Annotated in this window: 14 protein-coding genes; 11 read left to right on the top strand and 3 right to left on the bottom strand. The window is 74.1% G+C overall.

From position 1 onward, the window contains the following. Positions 1–82 precede the first annotated feature (82 nt). On the bottom strand, positions 83–979 hold the full coding sequence (locus tag ACZ4XX_RS09565) for a hypothetical protein (RefSeq protein ID WP_468507377.1): 897 nt from the start codon (positions 977–979) through the stop codon (positions 83–85). A gap of 276 nt (positions 980–1255) precedes the next feature. Next, positions 1256–1495 (bottom strand): chaplin, encoded by a 240-nt coding sequence (locus tag ACZ4XX_RS09560; RefSeq protein WP_468507376.1) that lies wholly within the window; start codon positions 1493–1495, stop codon positions 1256–1258. A 379-nt stretch (positions 1496–1874) separates the two neighbouring features. On the opposite strand from ACZ4XX_RS09560, the gene ACZ4XX_RS09555 reads away from it, so the two are divergent. The 9 genes from ACZ4XX_RS09555 to ACZ4XX_RS09515 all read left to right on the top strand — a co-directional run bounded on the left by ACZ4XX_RS09555 (position 1875) and on the right by ACZ4XX_RS09515 (position 12699). Beyond that, positions 1875–2933 carry a DUF3344 domain-containing protein gene (locus tag ACZ4XX_RS09555; RefSeq protein ID WP_468507375.1) on the top strand — a complete coding sequence of 353 codons (1059 nt, stop codon included), beginning with the start codon at positions 1875–1877 and terminating at the stop codon, positions 2931–2933. 1 nt (position 2934) lies between these two features. Beyond that, positions 2935–4071, top strand: a complete 1137-nt coding sequence (locus tag ACZ4XX_RS09550; RefSeq protein ID WP_468507374.1) for a glycosyltransferase — start codon at positions 2935–2937, stop codon at positions 4069–4071. After that, on the top strand, positions 4068–5516 hold the full coding sequence (locus ACZ4XX_RS09545) for an exopolysaccharide biosynthesis polyprenyl glycosylphosphotransferase (RefSeq protein ID WP_468507373.1): 1449 nt from the start codon (positions 4068–4070) through the stop codon (positions 5514–5516). Before ACZ4XX_RS09550 ends, ACZ4XX_RS09545 begins: the two co-directional genes overlap by 4 nt. A gap of 2 nt (positions 5517–5518) precedes the next feature. Further along, positions 5519–6832 carry an O-antigen ligase family protein gene (locus tag ACZ4XX_RS09540; protein WP_468507372.1) on the top strand — a complete coding sequence of 438 codons (1314 nt, stop codon included), beginning with the start codon at positions 5519–5521 and terminating at the stop codon, positions 6830–6832. A 557-nt stretch (positions 6833–7389) separates the two neighbouring features. Continuing rightward, complete coding sequence (locus ACZ4XX_RS09535; protein WP_468507371.1) at positions 7390–9015, top strand: lipid II flippase MurJ; 1626 nt, start codon at positions 7390–7392, stop codon at positions 9013–9015. Then, a complete protein-coding gene (locus ACZ4XX_RS09530; protein ID WP_468507370.1) occupies positions 8912–9715 on the top strand; it encodes a polysaccharide deacetylase family protein in 804 nt (267 codons plus the stop codon). The genes ACZ4XX_RS09535 and ACZ4XX_RS09530 overlap by 104 nt, the downstream gene beginning before the upstream one ends. Further along, on the top strand, positions 9712–10845 hold the full coding sequence (locus ACZ4XX_RS09525; protein ID WP_468507369.1) for a glycosyltransferase: 1134 nt from the start codon (positions 9712–9714) through the stop codon (positions 10843–10845). Before ACZ4XX_RS09530 ends, ACZ4XX_RS09525 begins: the two co-directional genes overlap by 4 nt. A gap of 13 nt (positions 10846–10858) precedes the next feature. Then, on the top strand, positions 10859–11542 hold the full coding sequence (locus ACZ4XX_RS09520; protein WP_468507368.1) for a YveK family protein: 684 nt from the start codon (positions 10859–10861) through the stop codon (positions 11540–11542). Next, positions 11539–12699, top strand: a complete 1161-nt coding sequence (locus ACZ4XX_RS09515) for a GNAT family N-acetyltransferase (protein WP_468507367.1) — start codon at positions 11539–11541, stop codon at positions 12697–12699. The genes ACZ4XX_RS09520 and ACZ4XX_RS09515 overlap by 4 nt, the downstream gene beginning before the upstream one ends. A gap of 24 nt (positions 12700–12723) precedes the next feature. On the opposite strand, the gene ACZ4XX_RS09510 is transcribed toward ACZ4XX_RS09515, so the two are convergent. Continuing rightward, positions 12724–14286 carry a glycoside hydrolase family 26 protein gene (locus tag ACZ4XX_RS09510; RefSeq protein ID WP_468507366.1) on the bottom strand — a complete coding sequence of 521 codons (1563 nt, stop codon included), beginning with the start codon at positions 14284–14286 and terminating at the stop codon, positions 12724–12726. 157 nt (positions 14287–14443) lie between these two features. On the opposite strand from ACZ4XX_RS09510, the gene ACZ4XX_RS09505 reads away from it, so the two are divergent. Together ACZ4XX_RS09505 and ACZ4XX_RS09500 are read left to right on the top strand one after the other, a co-directional pair. Then, complete coding sequence (locus tag ACZ4XX_RS09505) at positions 14444–15808, top strand: carboxylate--amine ligase (protein WP_468507365.1); 1365 nt, start codon at positions 14444–14446, stop codon at positions 15806–15808. A gap of 26 nt (positions 15809–15834) precedes the next feature. Beyond that, positions 15835–17091, top strand: a complete 1257-nt coding sequence (locus ACZ4XX_RS09500; protein WP_468507503.1) for an FAD-dependent oxidoreductase — start codon at positions 15835–15837, stop codon at positions 17089–17091. Positions 17092–17118: the final 27 nt, after the last annotated feature.

The raw sequence follows: 17118 nt of genomic DNA, 5'->3' as shown, positions 1-17118 counted from the left end.
ATAACACCCCACCACCCCCCCCCCCCCCCCCCCCCTCCCCGCCGCCCCCCCCCCCCCCCCCCCCACGAGGGCCTGCGGGTGACTACCGGACCGGCAGCGGGGCCGTGACCGGCAGCTGGGGCACGTCGACCGGCGGGTCGACGGGGAGCTCGGGCGGGTCGACCGGCAGCTCCGGCGGGTCCACCGGCAGCTCGGGCGCGGTGACCGGGAGCGCGGGCAGCGCGGGCAGTCCGGGCAGGTCGGGAGCGGGCAGGCCGCTGCCGAGGACCGTGGCGACGGCCAGGTTGACCAGCGAGGTCAGGGTCGCCGTGACCTGGGGTACGACTCCGCCGGCGTCGCCGGAGGTGACGGCGGCGAGCAGGGCGGCGACCGCCTTCTCGACCGTGGCGAGGGCGTCGTCGACGACGTCCGCCGGGGCGGCCGCCTTGCCGGCCCACGCGGCCTTCGCCCCGGCCGCGACGGGCAGGGTCACGGGCGGCTTCACCGGCAGGGCCGGGGCTTCCACGGGTGGCGCCGCCGGAAGTTCGACGGGGGTCTCCACGGCCGGCGGCGTGACGGGGAGCTCGGCCGCCGGCGGCGTGACCGGCAGATCCGTGGACGGCGGCGTGACCGGGAGGTCGGTCGAGGGCGGGGTGACGGGCGTGTCCGGCAGCGGGGCCGGCGCGGTGGCCTTGGCCTCGTCGACGGCTGCCGCGATCTTGGCCTTGAGGGCCTCGGCGTCGGCCGCCGGGAGCTGACCGGAGTCGGCCTTGAGCGCGGCCGTGACGAGTTCGGTCACGGGAGTGGTCACCGAGCCGAGGTCCCCGAGCGCCTCCGCCTGGGCCAGCAGGGCGGCGGCGTCGGGGAGGGGTGCGCGGGCGGCCCGTTCGGCCGCGGTGGACGGATGGTGTTCGCCGGCGATGGCGGGTCCCGCCGTGCCGAGGGTGATGACGGCGGATATCGCCAGGGCGGTGATGCGGCGTGTAGCCAGGGGACGCATATGTGTTCCTTTTCCTTATGCGTCGGACAACTTCTCTCTCACCGTGCCTGCGGGTATAGCCCTCCGCAACCGCAGAACTACTGAGCGCCACGCCTCCGTTCGAGTGAATCCACTCCTCGAACATGCCCCCCGAAGGGGCGTACGCCGTTGCACCGACCGGCGCACGACGGTGCCGCCGAACGAGTACCGACCCCATGGCGACAAGGGAAAGCCGATGCGCCCACCCCGTCGGGAGTGGGCGCACCGGCTTCGAAAGGACCGATCAGGCGTGCCGGATCAGGCGTTGACGCAGGTGTTGCCGAAGGCCGGGTTCAGCGCGCCGATGACGCTGACGGTGTTGCCGCAGAGGTTGACCGGGATGTGCACCGGGACCTGGACGACGTTGCCGGAGCCGACGCCGGGGGACTTCACGGCCGCGCCCTCGGCGCCGGCGTCGGCGGTGGCGGCACCGGCGGCACCGGCGACCGCGGCAGCGGCACCCACGGTCAGGACAACGGCCTTGGCGATACGGGACATGGGGAAGTGCTCCTCGATCGAAATTCAACGTGGACTGCGCGGACTGTTCGGCCCGACTCCCTCAACAACGCCCCGGCTTTTCATCGGTTGCTCTCCCGAACGGGTGACGTTCAACCGATCTTTGGGCCATAGGAGGGCCATTGGAGGGAGTGGGCGTGGAATGGCGCAACACGCTCAACGAGGAACCGGCCGCGCGGATACGGGAGTTAGCGTTTCCAGGCATCTAATGCGTACTATCGCCCCGCGTCGGGGTTATAACGTTCCCGAACGTTGCTTCCGGGCCCGCCGCGCGTTCACCCATTTCGTGCGGACGACACCTTCCCCTCTCCCGGCCTTCACGGGTCTTCCCTTCCTTCTCTCATCAAAGCGGAGAACCTGTATGCGGAATTCAGCGGTTCCTGCTGTGCGTCGCAGCGTGTTGTGCGCCCTGTCGTGTGCGGCGATGGCCGCCGCGCTGCCGGTCGCCTCCGCCTCAGCCCCCCGACCCCGGGAGGCGACCCGCGTCCCGTTCGCCGCGCGCTACCAGTCCGTGCAGCACGGTGGGGTCGTGCGCGCGGCCAACTCCTCGGCGAGGGGCGCGAAGGGCACCGAGTCGGTCAACGACGACGCCACGATCGCCTACGTCGACGTGGACAGCGACCCCGACACGTACAACTCCAGCCGTGCCGAACTCGCCGTTCCCGCCGGCGCCCGGGTCAGCTGGGCCCGTCTCTACTGGGGCGGCAACCTGCGGGTGGGCGAGCAGAAGCCGCCCGAGGACAACGGCCGGGTGCTGATCGCCGAGCCCGGCGGCGCGTACAAGGCGCTGCTCGCGGACACCCTGATCGGTCACCGCACGGCCGACGGCGCCGACGCCTTCCAGGCCTCCGCCGACGTCACCGAGCTGGTCCGTTCCTCCCGTTCGGGGCAGTGGACGGTCGCCCAGGTCAACGTCGCCATGGGCCGGTCGGCGGTCGGCGGCTGGGGTGGCTGGACGCTCGTCGCCGCGTACGAGAAGGCGTCGGAACCGCTCCGCAGGATCGGTGTCTGGGACGGATTCGAAACGGTCGGACCGCACTCGGGCGAGCTTCGCGTACCGCTCGACGCAAACCGTTACGGCAAGGCCACGAACGGCAGTCTCGGAGTGATCGCCTATGACGGCGACCGGGGTACTTCCGGTGATTACCTGGCGGTGGAAACGAGCCGCTCGAAGAGCGTCCGGCTCTCCGATTCCGCCAATTCCGCGGACGACGTCATGAACTCCAGCATCACCGAATTCGGCACCGGTCGTACGGTCCGCTCACCCGATGGTACGAACACCCTCGGGTACGACTCCGACGTCTTCGATCTGCGGGGGGCACTGCGCGATGGGGCCGACCGTGTCCACGTCCGGTCGGGGAGCCGGAAGGACACCGTCTGGCTCGGTGCGCTCTTCTTCCAGGCGGACGTCCGGCGCTGACGTGCTGCCTCCACGAGACACGGACCCCGGGTCCGTCACCGTCCTGCACGCGGTCCAGCCCGGTGACGGCGGGGTCGCCCGTGTCGTCATCGACCTCGTCCGCGCCCAACTCGCCGCCGGCCTGCGGGTCGCGGTCGCCTGCCCACCGGACACCGTCCTCGCCGCCGCCGTACGGGCCGAGGGGGCCCACACCCATGTCTGGCGGGCCGGCCGGAACCCCGGTCCCGAGCTGGTCCGCGAGACCCGCGCCCTCGCCCGGGTGATCCGTGCCGTCCGCCCCGGACTCGTCCACGCGCACAGCGCGAAGGCCGGGCTGTGCGCCCGACTCGCCCTGCGCGGAAGGATTCCGACGGTGTACCAGCCGCACGCCTGGTCCTTCGAGGCCGTCGAGGGAACGACCGCCGCGCTGGCCCGGCGCTGGGAGCGGTTCGGCGCCCGCTGGGCCGACCGGATCCTCTGCGTCAGCGAGGCCGAGCGGCGTACCGGCGAGGCCGCCGGGGTCACGGCGGACTGGTCCGTCGTCCACAACGGTGTGGACGTGGCCCGGTTCGCGACCGAGGGACCGCCCGGCAACCCCGCGCCGACCGTCGTCTGCGTGGGCCGGCTCTGCCGCCAGAAGGGGCAGGACGTGCTGCTCGCCGCCTGGCCCGGCGTCCTCGCGGAGGTACCGACGGCCCGTCTCGTCCTGGTCGGCGACGGCCCCGACGGCGACCGGCTGCGCGCCTCCGCCGGCCCGTCGGTGCGGTTCACCGGAGCCGTCGAGGACACCGTCCCCTGGTACCGGGCCGCCGACGTGGTCGTCCTGCCGTCCCGCTGGGAGGGCATGGCGCTCGCACCCCTCGAAGCCATGGCCGCCGGCCGGCCGGTCGTCGTCAGCGACGTCGACGGGGCCCGCGAGAGCCTGCCGCCCGCCCATGAACCCCTGTGCCTGGTCCCGCCCGAGGACCCGGCCGCACTCGCCACCGCTCTCGGCCGCCTTCTCGGCAGGCAGGAGCTCCGGCACCGCCTGGGCCGCGAGGCCCATCAGCACGTACTCAGCAGATTCGATGTCCGGCGCACCGGCGCGGCCGTCGCGGACGTCTACCGCGAACTGGCCGGAGTGCGAGACACCGAGCACAGAGAGCCGATTGCGCAGTGACCACCGAAAGCACCAGCGTCCCTCCCTCACCGGGCCCCTGGCCCACGGCAGGCCAGAGTTTCGGCCTCGCCTCCCTCGCACCCCGCCGGCGCACGATCGACCGGCTCGCCCTCCCGTACCGCCCCGTGCGGCACCGGTCCGGCGTGCTGCCGCTCGTCGCGGTCGACTGCCTGGCCGTCCTGTCCGCCGCCACGCTGCTGAGCACGGCGCACCACGACGCCCGGCTGCTGCTGCCGGTCGTGGCGCTCGTCCTCGTCCTCGACGGGCACGCGGGGCTCCACCGCCCTCCCCCGCACACCCGGGCCCTCGACGAACTGCCCGCGCTCGCCTCCCGCGCCGGCGTCGCCTGGTGTCTGGCTGCGGCCGCGGTGGCCGCGTACTCCCCGAACCTGGCGATCGGACCGCTGCGGCTCAGCGCCGCGTACGCCACGCACGTCGGCGTCGTGATCCTCGTCCGGGCGGTGCTGCTCGCCCGGCGGCGCCGGATCGCCCGCGCCCACCCCCGGTCGGCGCTGGTCGTCGGCGGGGCGGGGACCGCGCGCCGGTTCGCCTCCGCGGCCGCCCAGCACCCCGAGTACGGGGTGCGGCCGGTGGGCATCGTCGGCGTGCCCGAGCAGGGCGGCGCACCCCGGACGGCCGGCGAGCCCGGGCTTCCGGTGCTCACCACGACCGAGGAGATCCACCGCGCCGTCATCCAGAACACCGTGCGCGACGCGGTGTTCCTCGACGACGAGCCGGGGCTCGTGTCCCTCTTCCAGCACTACGGCTGCACGACCTGGCGGGTCGGCGGACGGCACCAGGACGGCCCGATGGGCGCGCACATGTGGGGGTACGCCTGGCAGCGCGTCGCCCCCCGGGCCGAGCGGCGCCGGCTGCCGGCCAAGCGCGCCCTCGACATCGTGCTCGCCGCGCCCGCGCTGGCGCTCGCGCTGCCGGTGCTGCTGTTCTGCGCGCTCGCCGTACGGCTCGCGGACGGTCCCGGGGTGCTGTTCCGGCAGGAACGGGTGGGCCAGCACGGCCGGCACTTCACGCTGCTCAAGTTCCGTACGCTCCGCCCCTCCGACGACACCGAGTCGGCGACCCGCTGGAACGTGGCGGGCGACCGGCGGATGAGCGCGGCCGGGAACTTCCTGCGGAAGAGCTCGCTCGACGAGCTGCCGCAGCTGTGGAACGTGCTGCGCGGCGACATGAGCCTGGTCGGGCCGCGTCCCGAACGCCCTTACTTCGTCGCCCAGTTCAGCAAGATCCACGCCGGATACGCGGACCGGCACCGGATGCCCGTGGGACTGACCGGTCTGGCCCAGGTGCACGGGCTGCGCGGCGACACCTCGATCGAGGACCGCTGCCGCTTCGACAACCACTACATCGACCACTGGTCGCTCTGGCAGGACGTCTGCATCCTGCTGCGCACGGCGGCCGGACTCGTCAAACCCACGGGGAGCTGAGGATGGCCACGGCCGTGACGGTGCCGGCGCTCGCCCCGGACGACGTGCGGGACTGGGCGCGCAGGGCCGGGGTGCTCTCCCCGGTCCTCGCCGTGATCGCGCTGCTGCTCGTCCCGGGCAGCGGCGGCGCTCAGGGCGGCACCGGCGGTACGGGTACGGTCGCCGACGCGGCCTCGGGGCTGCTCGTCCTGATCTGTCTCGTCCGGGTGCTGCGCGGCGGCGCCCGGCCGCTGACCCGGACGGCGGCCGTCGTCCTCGGCCTGCCGGTCCTCGGGATCTGTCTCGCGGCGATCACCTCGAACGACCCGGCGGCGAGCCTGCCGGGCGTCGCCCGCTACGTGCAGATCTTCGTGCTCGTCCCCGCCGCCGTGCTCCTGATGATCCGTGACCGGCGGGACTTCGCCGTGGTCGCCTGGGGTCTGGTCGGGCTCGCGCTGCTGCAGGGCGCGGTCGGCGTCGCCCAGTACCTGACCGGCACCGGTGCCTCGTACATGGGTGAGGACGTCCGGGCCGTCGGCACCTTCGGACCGACCGATGTGATGGGCATGGCGACCGTCGTGTCGTACGGGCTCGTCGTCGTCACCGGGATCGCGCTCGGCAGCGGTCCCGGCCGGACCCGGACGGTCGCGCTCGTCTGCGCCGGACTGCTCTTCGTGCCGCTCGTGCTGTCGTTCAGCCGGGGCGCGTGGATCGCGACCGTGCTCGCCTGCGGGGTCCAGCTGCTGCTCTCCGGGCCCCGGCGGGCCGCGCGCGTGGCACTCGCCGCCGGTGCGCTCGGGGTGGTCCTGGTCGGCGGGCTCGGCATCGGCTCGGCGATGGTGAAGGAGCGGGCCGCCAGCATCACGCAGGTGGCGGCCGCACCGGACCAGTCGGTGACGGACCGGTACACGATGTGGGCGGCGGCCGGGCGGATGTGGGCCTCGGAGCCGGTCACCGGCGTCGGCCTCAAGGGCTTCCCGCAGTACCGCGACTCGAACGCCTCCCTCGCGCTGTCCTCCGGCAGTGACACGGCCGGCGCGGGCGCCGCCTTCGCCCGTCAGCCGCTGCTGTCCCCGCACAACATGTACCTGCTGGTCCTCAGCGAGCAGGGCCTGTTCGGGCTGCTCGCCCTCGCGGGCAGCTGGGTGGCGCTGCTCGTCGGCGCGCTGCGGCGGCGGCGCCTCGGCGCGGACTGCGCGCTCGTCGCGACGGGCCTGCTCGGCTGGCAGCTCATCGACTTCTTCTACGCGGACATCGGCGGCCCCTCGACGGTCCTGATGTCGGTCGTGCTGGGCCTCGCGGCCTGGTGGGCCCTCGCGGAGGTCCGGCGTGCGTGACCCGTGGGCCGGGGAACCGGAGCCCACGGACACCCCGCGGGCCGGTGAACCACGCCCGTCGGGCGGGCCGCCCTGCGGCACCCCGCTGACCGACCCCTGGCCGACCGCGCCTCCGGGCCCCACGGACTCCCCGTGGCCCTCGGAGGCCGTCGTGCTGCCGGGGGCCGGTACGGGTTCAGGTGCGGTTCCGGGTCCGGGTCCGAGTCCGGGTCCGGGTCCGGGTCCGGGTCCGAGTCCGGGTCCAGGTGGGGGGGGGGGGGGGGGGGGGGGGGGGGGGGGGGGGGGGGGGGGGGGGGGAGGAAGGGAACAGGGGGAGCGGGAGCGGAACGACCCACCGCCCCCCCCCCCCCCCCCCCCCCCCCCCCCCCCCCCCCCCCCCCCCCCCCCCCCCCCCCCCCCCCCCCCCCCCCCCCCCCCCCCCGCCGCCCCAACCCCGTACGTCCGCGTCCGGGACCACCCCCTCCCCCCGGCGCTCCGGCCGCCGCGCCCACGCACGGGGCCGGACGGCCCGGACCGGTGCACCCGAGGGCGGAGGGTTCCTCGCGAAGGCCGCCGCCGTGACCGCCGCGCTCACCGCGCTCGGGGCCCTGCTCGGGCTCGCACGGGACCAGATCCTGGCCGGGTACTTCGGGGCAGGTGCCGAGACGGACGCGTTCCTGGTGGCGTGGACCGTGCCGGAGTTCGCCTCGACGCTGCTCATCGAGGACGCCATGGCACTGATCCTGGTGCCCGCCTTCTCCCGCGCCCTGGCCCGCCGTTCCGGCGACCTGTCCGGCGACCCCGTGCGCGCCCTCGTGCGCGGGACCCTCCCCCGGCTCACCCTCACCGTCGGTGTCGTCGCCGCGATCCTGATCGCCGCGGCCCCGCTGATCGTCGGGGCGCTCGCGCCCGGACTGCCCGACCCCGGGCTCGCGATCGACTGCACGCGGCTGACCGGGACCTGCGTCCTGACCTTCGCCCTGGTCGGCTACTGCTCGGCGGCACTCCGCGCACACGGCTCGTTCCTGCCACCGGCCACCATCTACGTGGCGTACAACGCCGGCATCATCGGCACCATCCTGCTGCTCCGCGAGCCGTGGGGCGTGCGCTCGGCCGCCGCCGGGGTCGCCGTCGGCGGGATCCTGATGGTCCTCGTCCAAGCCCCCTCGCTCGTCCGGGAGCTGCGCGCCCGCCCCGTACCCCTGCGGGAGCCCGAGGCGCTCACGCCCCCCTCCACCGGTGAGGGCCGCATCCTGGTCCTCGGCCTGATCGCCCCCGTCGTCGCGTTCTCGCTGGCCCGCCAGTCCCAGACGCTGATCGAACGCTTCCTCGCCTCACCGCTGCCCGCCGGCGCCATCTCGCATCTGAACTACGCGCAGAAGGTCGCGCAGATGCCGATGATCCTCTCCCTGATGCTGTGCACGGTCAGCTTCCCGGTGGTCGCCCGCGCCCTCGCCGCGGGCGAGACGGAGGCGGCCCGCCTCCGCGTCGAGCGGGACCTGCTGCTCGCCGCCGTCGTCGTCCTGGTCGGCGCCTCGACGGTGATCGCGGCCGCGCCCCGGATCGTCGAGCTCCTCTTCGAGCGCGGCGAGTTCACCCGTGCCGACACGGTCGCCACCGCCGCCGTCATGCGGGTCTACGCCCTCGGGCTGCTCGGCCAGACGATGGTGGGCGCCCTGGTCCGCTGCTACTTCTCCGCCGCGCGCCCGCTCTGGTACCCGGCCGCGGCGATGGCCGCCGGGCTCGTCACCACCGCCGTCGCCGGAGTCCCCGGCGCCCACCACTGGGGCGCCGTCGGCATCGCCGCCGCCAACGCCCTCGGCATCACCCTGACCGCGGTCCTGCTGCTGCGCGGCGCGCACCGGCAGGCCGTACCGGTCCACGTCGACCGGCTCGGCGAGGGGCTGCTCCGGCTCGCCACCGCGGGCGCGTGGGCCACCGGCGCCGGCTGGCTGTGCTCGCTCGCGATCGGCCCCGCCGCCCTCGCCGTCGCGGTGGCGGGACTGGTCGTCATCGGCATCTTCCTGATCTTCATCGCCTGCGCCGCCAAGGCGCCCGAGATTCCGCCCCTGCCCCGCTCCGCCTCCCGGAGGACCCCCCATGCCCGCCGCCACCGCGCTGAGCCGTCTGCTGCCGAAGCCGCCCCTGTGGATGAAGCCGCCCCCTTGGGTGGCGATGTACCACTCGATCACGGACACCGCTGACGATCCGTACCGGGTGACCGTCTCCCCCGTGCGCTTCGCCCGGCAGCTGCACTGGTTGGGCGACCGGGGACTGCGCGGGGTGTCGGTCCGGGAGCTGCTCGCCGCCGCCGCGGAGGGCCGTTCCCAGGGGCTCGTGGGCCTGACCTTCGACGACGGTTACGCGGACTTCCTCGACTCGGCACTGCCGCTGCTCCGCCGGCACGGCTTCACGGCGACGGTGTACGTCCTGCCGGGACGCCTCGGCGGCGAGAACAGCTGGGACACGAAGGGGCCGCGCAAGCCGCTGCTCACCGAGGACGGCATCCTGCGGATCGCCGAGGCCGGCATGGAGATCGGCTCGCACGGGCTCACGCACGTCGCGCTCACCGAGGCCGACGACACGGAGCTCGCCGCCCAGACCCGCCAGAGCCGCGCGCTCCTCGAGGAGATGACCGGCACCACCGTCGAGGGCTTCTGCTACCCGTACGGGAAGGTCGACCCGCGCGTGATCCACGCCGTGCGCAGGGCCGGTTACCGCTACGGCTGCGCGATCGACCCGGGCCCGCACACCGGCACGTACGCCCTGCCCCGGGTCCACATCGGCGAGGACGACACCGCGTGGCGGCTCACCGCCAAGCGCCTCCTGCACCCGCTGCGCCGCCGCCATCCGGCCGACCTGGTCCCCGCACGGTACGGCCCCGCCGTGGTCGGTGCCTCATGAAGGTCCTGCACGTCATCACCGGGCTCGGCATCGGCGGCGCCGAGCAGCAGCTGCGGCTCCTGCTCCGCCATCTCCCGGTGCAGAGCGGCGTGGTCACGCTCACCAACCCCGGCGCCGTCGCCGCCGGCATCGAGTCCGACGGCACCCCCGTCACCCATCTCGGCATGGCGGGCAACCGTGACATCGGTGCCCTCCCCCGCCTCGCCCGGATCGTCCGACAGGGTCGCTACGACCTCGTCCACACCCACCTCTACCGGGCCTGCGTGTACGGCAGGACGGCGGCCCGGCTCGCCGGCGTGCGCCGCGTCATCGCCACCGAACACTCCCTCGGCGAGTCCCAGATCGAGGGCCGGCCGCTCTCGGCGGGCACCCGCGCGCTCTACCTCGCGTCCGAGCGGCTCGGCACCTCCACGGTCGCCGTCTCCCCCAGCGTCGCCCGCCGGCTCGCCGACTGGGGAGTGCCACCGGACCGCATCCGGATCGTCCCCAACGGCATCGAGACCGAACGCTTCGCCTTCGACGCCCGCGCCCGTCGAGTCGCCCGGGGCGTCCTCGGGCTCCCCGAGGACGCCTATGTCGTCGGCGGGGTGGGGCGGCTGACGCCCGGGAAGCGGTTCGAGCGGCTCGTCCGGGCCGTGGCCGCGATCCCGGACGTCCGGCTGCTCCTCGTCGGCGAGGGCGAGCAGCGCGCGGAACTCCTCCGGGTGGCCCGCGCCTGCGGGGCCGCCGACCGGGTCCTGCTCGCCGGGGCCTGCGAGGACCCCCCGAACACCGGCCGGCCCGGACCCTCGCTGCCCGAACTGCTCGCCGCCATGGACGTCTTCGTGTCCACCTCCCCCGACGAGACCTTCGGGCTCGCCGTCGTCGAGGCCCTCGCCGCCGGACTGCCCGTCCTGTACGTGGCCTGCCCGGCCGTCGACGACCTGGCACCGGAGGCGGCACCGGGCGCCCGCCGGATCGGCGAGTCCGTACCCGAGCTGATCTCCGCGCTGCGCGGCGTCCACGACGCCCGGCCGGCCCGGTTCCCGCTGCCGGCCGCCGCCCGCCGCTACGACATCGCGCACAGCGCACAGCAGTTGATGTCCCTCTACGACCAGGCCGTCCACGGCACCCCCTCCCCCGCGAAGTGAGAGAGCCCGTCCCATGAACACCACGCCACGCCGCACCGTACTCCCCGCCGGCCTGCGCGCACCGGGCCGCTGGGCGGTCCTGCCCGCCGCCGTCCTCGCCGGAGCCGTCCTCGGCGGCGGTTACGGGGCCCTCAAGACCCCTCAGTACGCGGCGACCAGCTACGTCATCGTCGTACCCGCCGAGAAGTCCGACCCGGCCGCCGCGCTCGGCTTCGCCCAGGCCTACGGGCGGGTCGCCACCGACATCGCGGTGACCGGCGACGCCCAGGTGTGGGCGGGGGTCACCGCCGACACCCTGCGCAGGAACGTGCAGGCCGCGACCTCGCCGGACGCTCCGATGATCTCGATCACCGCCACGGCCGAGAAGCCCGCGAAGGCCGTGTCCATGGCCGACGGGGTGGCCCGCGCGCTCGTCCTCAACAGCACCCACGTCGCCGGCAGCACGGGCGTGAAGGTCGTCCAGTTCTCCCGCGCGACCAAGCCGGTCGCGCCCGTCTCCCCCTCCGCGCCGCTCTCCGCGCTCGTCGGCGGCTGTGCGGGCGGGCTCCTCGGCGGCCTCGCCCTCCTGGTCCGGCCGAAGCGCGCCGCCACGCGCGGCGAGGCCCGGCACTCCCGGCAGACCGCGGCCCCGTCGGGAGCCACGGCCTCCGCCGCCGTGCCCGCTCCGGCCGCCGCGCACCAGCCGGAGGCGGTGTGAGTCCGAGAGCGACGGGCACCGCACCGGTCCTGCGGACGGAGATCTGCCGTGACGAGGAGGGCTTCGGGCGGCTGGCGGCCGAGTGGACGGCGCTGTACGGGCGCTGCTCCACCGCCACCCCCTTCCAGTCCCACGCCTGGCTGCACTCCTGGTGGCTCTCGTACGGCAGGCCCGGTGCGCTGCGGCTGGTGCTCGTACGACGGGAGGACGGCGCACTCGTCGCCGCCGCGGCCCTGATGCGCGCCCGGGGCCCGCTGCCCGTCCTCACCCAGCTCGGCGGCTCGATCACCGACTTCACGGACGTGCTCCTCGACGACGACTGTCCCGAGGCGGCCCCCGCGCTGGCCGGGGCGCTCGCCCGGACCGCCCGGGGCGCGGTGATCGACCTGCGGGAGGTGCGGCCGGGTGCGGCCAGCGAACGGGTCCTCGTCCACTGGCGGGGTCCCCGCCGGCGGATGCCCGACTCGCTCTGCCTCGAACTGCCCGCGGTCCCCATGGAGGGGCTCCTCGCCCGCATCCCGTCAGGGAAGGCCCAGCGGGTCCGCGCCAAGCTGCGCAAGCTCGACGCCCTCGGCATCGACACGCGTGTGGTGACCGGCTCCGAGGTGCCCGCCGCCCTCGAACGGCTCCTGAGGCTCCATCAGCTCCAGTGGCAGGGGCGGGGCGTCACCGTCGAGCACACCAGTGAGCGGTTCGCCCAGCACCTCGCCCGGGCCGTGCGGCCGATGGTGGAGCGCGGGGACGCGATGGTGACCGAGTTCCGGCTGGCCGGGGACGTGGTGGCCGCCGATCTGACGCTGATGTCGCCGCGGCTCGCCGGCGGCTATCTGTACGGCGCCGACCCGGCCCTGCGGGCCCGCAAGGTCGACGTCGCGACGATGCTGCTCCGGCACGGCGCCGGGGAGACGAGCGCGGGCGGCCGGGCCACGCTGAGCATGCTGCGGGGCACCGAGGCGTACAAGCACCACTGGCGGCCCGAGACCGTCGGCAACCAGCGGCTCATGCTCACCGGACGGGGTACGGCCCCGCTGCTCTGGCTCCGCGCGGCCGCCGCCGACGCGCGCCGCTGGGCGGCCCGGCAGGCGCGGGAACGCGCCTGGGTGGGCCGTGCGCTCGGCCGGCTCCCCGGGCGCACGCCCGACAGCGGCGGCGGATGATCTCCGCCGCCGCCGTCACGGGGGTCAGAAGGGCCAGACGCCCTTCAGCGCGTCCTTCCAGTCGAGGTCGACCTCGTCCTTCCAGGAGTCCTTCGGGACACAGACCGGGCCACCGATCCAACTCTCGACCCATGAACCGAGGTTCACGGTCCAGCACCCGGGCTTGGGCTCAGGCTGGGGCTCGGGTTCCGGTTGCGGCTCGGGCTTCGGCTCAGGCTTGGGTTCCGGCTTGGGTTCCGGCTTGGGCTCAGGCTTGGGCTCAGGCTTGGGCTCGGGCTTGGGCTCAGGCTTGGGTTCCGGCTTGGGCTCAGGCTTGGGCTCAGGCTTCGGCTCAGGCTTCGGCTCAGGCTTCGGCTCAGGCTTCGGCTCAGGCTTCGGCTCAGGAACCGTCGGGTCCACCGGATCCGTCGGCCCGGTCGGGTCCGTCGGCCCAGTCGGGTCGGTAGGCCACGTCGGGTCCACGGGGTCCGTCGGCCCAGTCGGGTCCGTCGGCCCAGTCGGGTCGGTAGGCCACGTCGGGTCCACGGGGTCCGTCGGATCCACCGGGTCCACGGGGTCCGTCGGCTGGGTCGGGAGTTCCGGCTCGGTGCCGTACATCATCTGCCGGAACGTCAGCGACGACCGCGGATTGTCGTCGCACTGCCAGACGCCGTGCGGACAGTAATCGGTGATCGTGTGATAGAGCGGCTTGTGCTGCTTCATCCACTCCAGCATGCGCCGCATGTATACGGGGTTGTCGCCGTTGCGGAAGAGTCCCCATTCGGGGAAGGAGATCTGCTTTCCGTGCTCGGCGGCGAAATCGACGTGCTTCTGCAGGCCGTACGGTTCGCTGACGTGCTGGTCGAAACTCGAACCCGGGGGCTGGTCGTACGAATCCATCCCGATGATGTCGACGACGTCGTCGCCCGGGTAGCACTCGGTCCACGGAACAGCGTCGCGACCGCGGCTCGGGTTGAAGTCGAAGCGGAACTTCTGGCCGGGGACGGAACGCATCGCGGTGACGATCCGGTTCCAGTACTTCTTCCACGCGGTCGGGTCCGGCGCACAGCGGTGGGTGTACGTCGTCCCGTTCATCTCCCAGCCGAGGACGACGACCGTGTCGAGCGCCCGCAGCCGGACCAGCCGCTCGGCGAGAGCCGTGAAGTGGTGGTCGTAGTACCCGGCGGCACCGAGCTGGAGCTGGCGGCGGACCTCGGCGTCGGAGACGCCGGCCTCGTTGCGCTCCAGCATGGGGACGTTGAGGACGAACAGGCGGTCCGCCTTCTCGTTGCGCCAGTCCGCCCAGGCGTCGAGGAAGCCGGGCGGGCCCTCGATGTTCTTCCAGAGGTCGCCGGGGAGGTAGGTGTGGCCGACGCGGAGTTCGCGTCCGCCGAGCCACTGCTCCAGTTGTTCGATGCGGGCGACCCCGAGCGCGCCCGAGTCGAGGAAGGCTCCCATGGCGCTGGAGAGAGTCGGTCCGGGGTCTCTCGTCGTTACTGATTCGGAGGCGTGCACGGGGGACGAGAGCACGACTGAGCCCGAGGCGAGGAGACCGGCGGTGAACACCCCCAGCCACACTCTCGAAGTTCTCCGGTGTGTAGCCGCCATGGCTGCTCCTTCGCGTCGCACGCGTTTTGATGATCCGTCAATCCGATACTCCGAAAGTATTCCTAATGAGCCGACCGTGAACTCGGCTTCGCTCTGATCAGTAGTCCATTAGAGGATTTCATCGCCCAGTTGGGGCACCCGAGATGAAGGGCATGCCGTGCTGCGCCGTCAGAGTTTCGACACCAGCGTTCCCACCGTCCTCGTACGGCTCGACCGGAATCCCTTCCATCACGGCACGCTCGGAGCCGCGCGTTCGCTGGGACGGGCGGGAATTCCGGTCCACGCGGTCATCGAATCGAGCACCAGTCCGGTCGCCCGTTCCCGATATCTCCGGTCGTCGCGCGCGAGCCCCGGGGAGACCTCCCCCACCGAGCTGGCCGCGCTCCTCCACGGGTACGCGGACGAGATCGGGGACGAGACGGGCCCGCACCGCGAGCAGGGCCTCCCGGCCCCCGATGCTTCGTCAACTCCCTTCCTCGTCCTCCCCCTGGACGACGTGAGCGCCCTCGGTCTGGCGCGCCACCGCGCCGAGCTCTCCCCGCGCTTCCTGCTCCCCGAGCAGACCGAGGAACAGCTGCTGCGCGTCGTGGACAAGGCGGAGCTCGCCGAGACCTGTGCGGCCCTGGGCCTGCCCCATCCCCGTACGGAACTCCCCTCCGGTTCCGACGAGGCCGCCGCGATGGCCTGGTCGCTCGGTCTGCCGGTGGTCGCCAAGTGGAGCCGCCCCTGGCTGCTCCCGGCCGGCGGCGGGCTGCGCAGCACCTCGATCGTGCGGTCCCTCGCCGAGGTACGGGAGCTGTACGCCCGTACGCCGGAGGCCGGCAGTCGGCTGCTGCTCCAGGAGCTCCTCCCGGAGGGCCGTGGCCTGGACTGGTTCTTCCACGGGTACGTGGAGGCGGGCGGCGGCTGCACGACGGGGGCGACGGGGCGCAAGGATCGGTCCTGGCCGGACGGGGCCGGGCTCACCGCCGTGGGCCGCTGGACGGCGAACCCGGCCGTGGACCGGACGGCGCGCGAGCTGTTCACCGCGCTCGGCTACCGGGGCGTGTGCGACCTGGACTTCCGGCTGAACCGGTCGACGGGCGCGTACCACCTGCTCGATTTCAACCCCCGGCCCGGCGCGCAGTTCCGGCTCTTCGCCGACGCGGAGGGGCTGGACGTGGTCCGGGCGCTCCATCTGGACCTCACCGGCCGCCCCGTACCCCCGTACTCCCCCGCGTACGGCCGCCGGTTCGTGGTCGAGAACTACGCGGCGCTCTCGCTCCTCACCTCCCCGCGCCGCCGTCCCGTGGACGGGGCGGGAGCCGGGCCCGAGGGCGCGTCGGGGCGGACCGAGTACGCCTGGTGCGCGGCGGACGACCCGGCACCGGCCTGCGCGATGGGTCTCGCCTGGCTCGGGCACCTGCTGCGCCGGGCGGTGGCCTCGGCGCGCCGGTACCTCGCGTCCCGGCGGGCGCGTCCGCAGGTGCCCCCGACGGCGCCGCCGGCCCGCAGCTCCTCCAACCAGCTCACCCCACGATGAAGGTGGAAGGCACGATGTCGAAGTCGATGTACGACCTGGTGGTCGTCGGGGCCGGACCGTACGGTCTGTCCGTGGCCGCGCACGCGGCCGCCCACGGGCTGGACCTGCGGACCTTCGGCCGCTCGATGGAGTCCTGGCACGCGATGCCCTCGGGCATGTTCCTGAAGTCGGAGCCCTGGGCGTCCCATCTCTCCGACCCGGGGCGGGCGTACGGGCTCGACTCCTACGCCGCCACGCGGGGCGTGCGCGCCACGCACGGGGTGCCGCTGCCGGTGGACTTCTTCGCCGCGTACGGCGACTGGTTCGCCCGGCAGGCGGTGCCCGCGCTCGACGAGCGGCTGATCGACTCGGTCGCGCCCTGTGCGAACGGTTTCGAGCTGCGCACCGAGGACGGCGAGGCGCTGCGGGCCAGGACGGTGGCGCTGGCGGTCGGCGTCCTGCCGTTCATGGAGATCCCGGGGCCGCTGCGGGGCCTGCCCCGGCGGTACGTCACCCACTCCAGCCACCACGGCGAGCTGGGCCGCTTCGCCGGCCGGGACGTGACCGTGGTCGGGGCCGGGCAGGCCGCCCTGGAGACGGCCGCGCTTCTCGTCGAGGGGGGCGCCGCGACCGTACGGATCCTCGCCCGCGCGGACCGACTGAACTGGAACACGCTGCCCCCGGCCCTCGACCGGGGGCTGTGGCCGACCGTGCGCGCGCCGCACACGGGGCTCGGCTGCGGCTGGCGGAACAAGCTGTACGCGGACACGCCGGGGGTCTTCCGGCGGCTGCCGGCCGCGACCCGTGAGCGGATCTTCGACTCGGCGCTCGGCCCGGCGGGAGCCTGGTGGCTGCGCGAGCGGTTCGCGGCGGTCGGGGAGGTACGCCTCGGGCAGCGGATCACGGCGGCGGCCGTCACCGGGGACGCCCGGCTGAGGCTCGACGTGGCGGGGCCGGAGGGAACGACGGTCCTGGAGACCGACCATGTCGTCGCGGCCACCGGCTTCACCCCGAGCCTGGACCGGGCGGGTGTGCTCACCCCCGGGCTGCGTGGCGCGTTGCGGAGGGTCGGCGGGGGCGGCGCCCCGGAGGTCGGCGGTCTCTTCGAGTCCTCGTGGCCGGGTCTGTTCCTCGCCGGGCTGCTCACCGCTCCTTCGTACGGTCCCTCGATGCGGTTCGTCTTCGGCGCCGAGTACACGGCGGGGCGCCTGGTGCGCGGGGTGCGGCAACGGCTGAAGGCGGGGGGCCGGGGCGGGGCGGTGGGCCGGCCGCGTACGGGAGGGAGGGCCCCGGTCGCGGCATGAGGGAGGGCCGGCCCCCGGGGAGCGGAC

It is taken from the genome of Streptomyces sp. NPDC029956 (assembly GCF_055574655.1).
The sequence above is the reverse complement of the archived record's forward strand: the minus strand, read 5'-3'. Positions and strand labels throughout refer to the sequence as shown.

Excerpts from the sequence above, each read along its gene's own strand:
- ACZ4XX_RS09565 (WP_468507377.1), bottom strand. The coding sequence starts at position 979 with ATGCGTCCCCTGGCTACACGCCGCATCACCGCCCTGGCGATATCCGCC.
- ACZ4XX_RS09560 (WP_468507376.1), bottom strand. The coding sequence starts at position 1,495 with ATGTCCCGTATCGCCAAGGCCGTTGTCCTGACCGTGGGTGCCGCTGCC.
- ACZ4XX_RS09555 (WP_468507375.1), top strand. The coding sequence starts at position 1,875 with ATGCGGAATTCAGCGGTTCCTGCTGTGCGTCGCAGCGTGTTGTGCGCC.
- ACZ4XX_RS09540 (WP_468507372.1), top strand. The coding sequence starts at position 5,519 with ATGGCCACGGCCGTGACGGTGCCGGCGCTCGCCCCGGACGACGTGCGG.
- ACZ4XX_RS09530 (WP_468507370.1), top strand. The coding sequence starts at position 8,912 with ATGCCCGCCGCCACCGCGCTGAGCCGTCTGCTGCCGAAGCCGCCCCTG.
- ACZ4XX_RS09525 (WP_468507369.1), top strand. The coding sequence starts at position 9,712 with ATGAAGGTCCTGCACGTCATCACCGGGCTCGGCATCGGCGGCGCCGAG.
- ACZ4XX_RS09520 (WP_468507368.1), top strand. The coding sequence starts at position 10,859 with ATGAACACCACGCCACGCCGCACCGTACTCCCCGCCGGCCTGCGCGCA.
- ACZ4XX_RS09510 (WP_468507366.1), bottom strand. The coding sequence starts at position 14,286 with ATGGCGGCTACACACCGGAGAACTTCGAGAGTGTGGCTGGGGGTGTTC.
- ACZ4XX_RS09500 (WP_468507503.1), top strand. The coding sequence starts at position 15,835 with ATGTACGACCTGGTGGTCGTCGGGGCCGGACCGTACGGTCTGTCCGTG.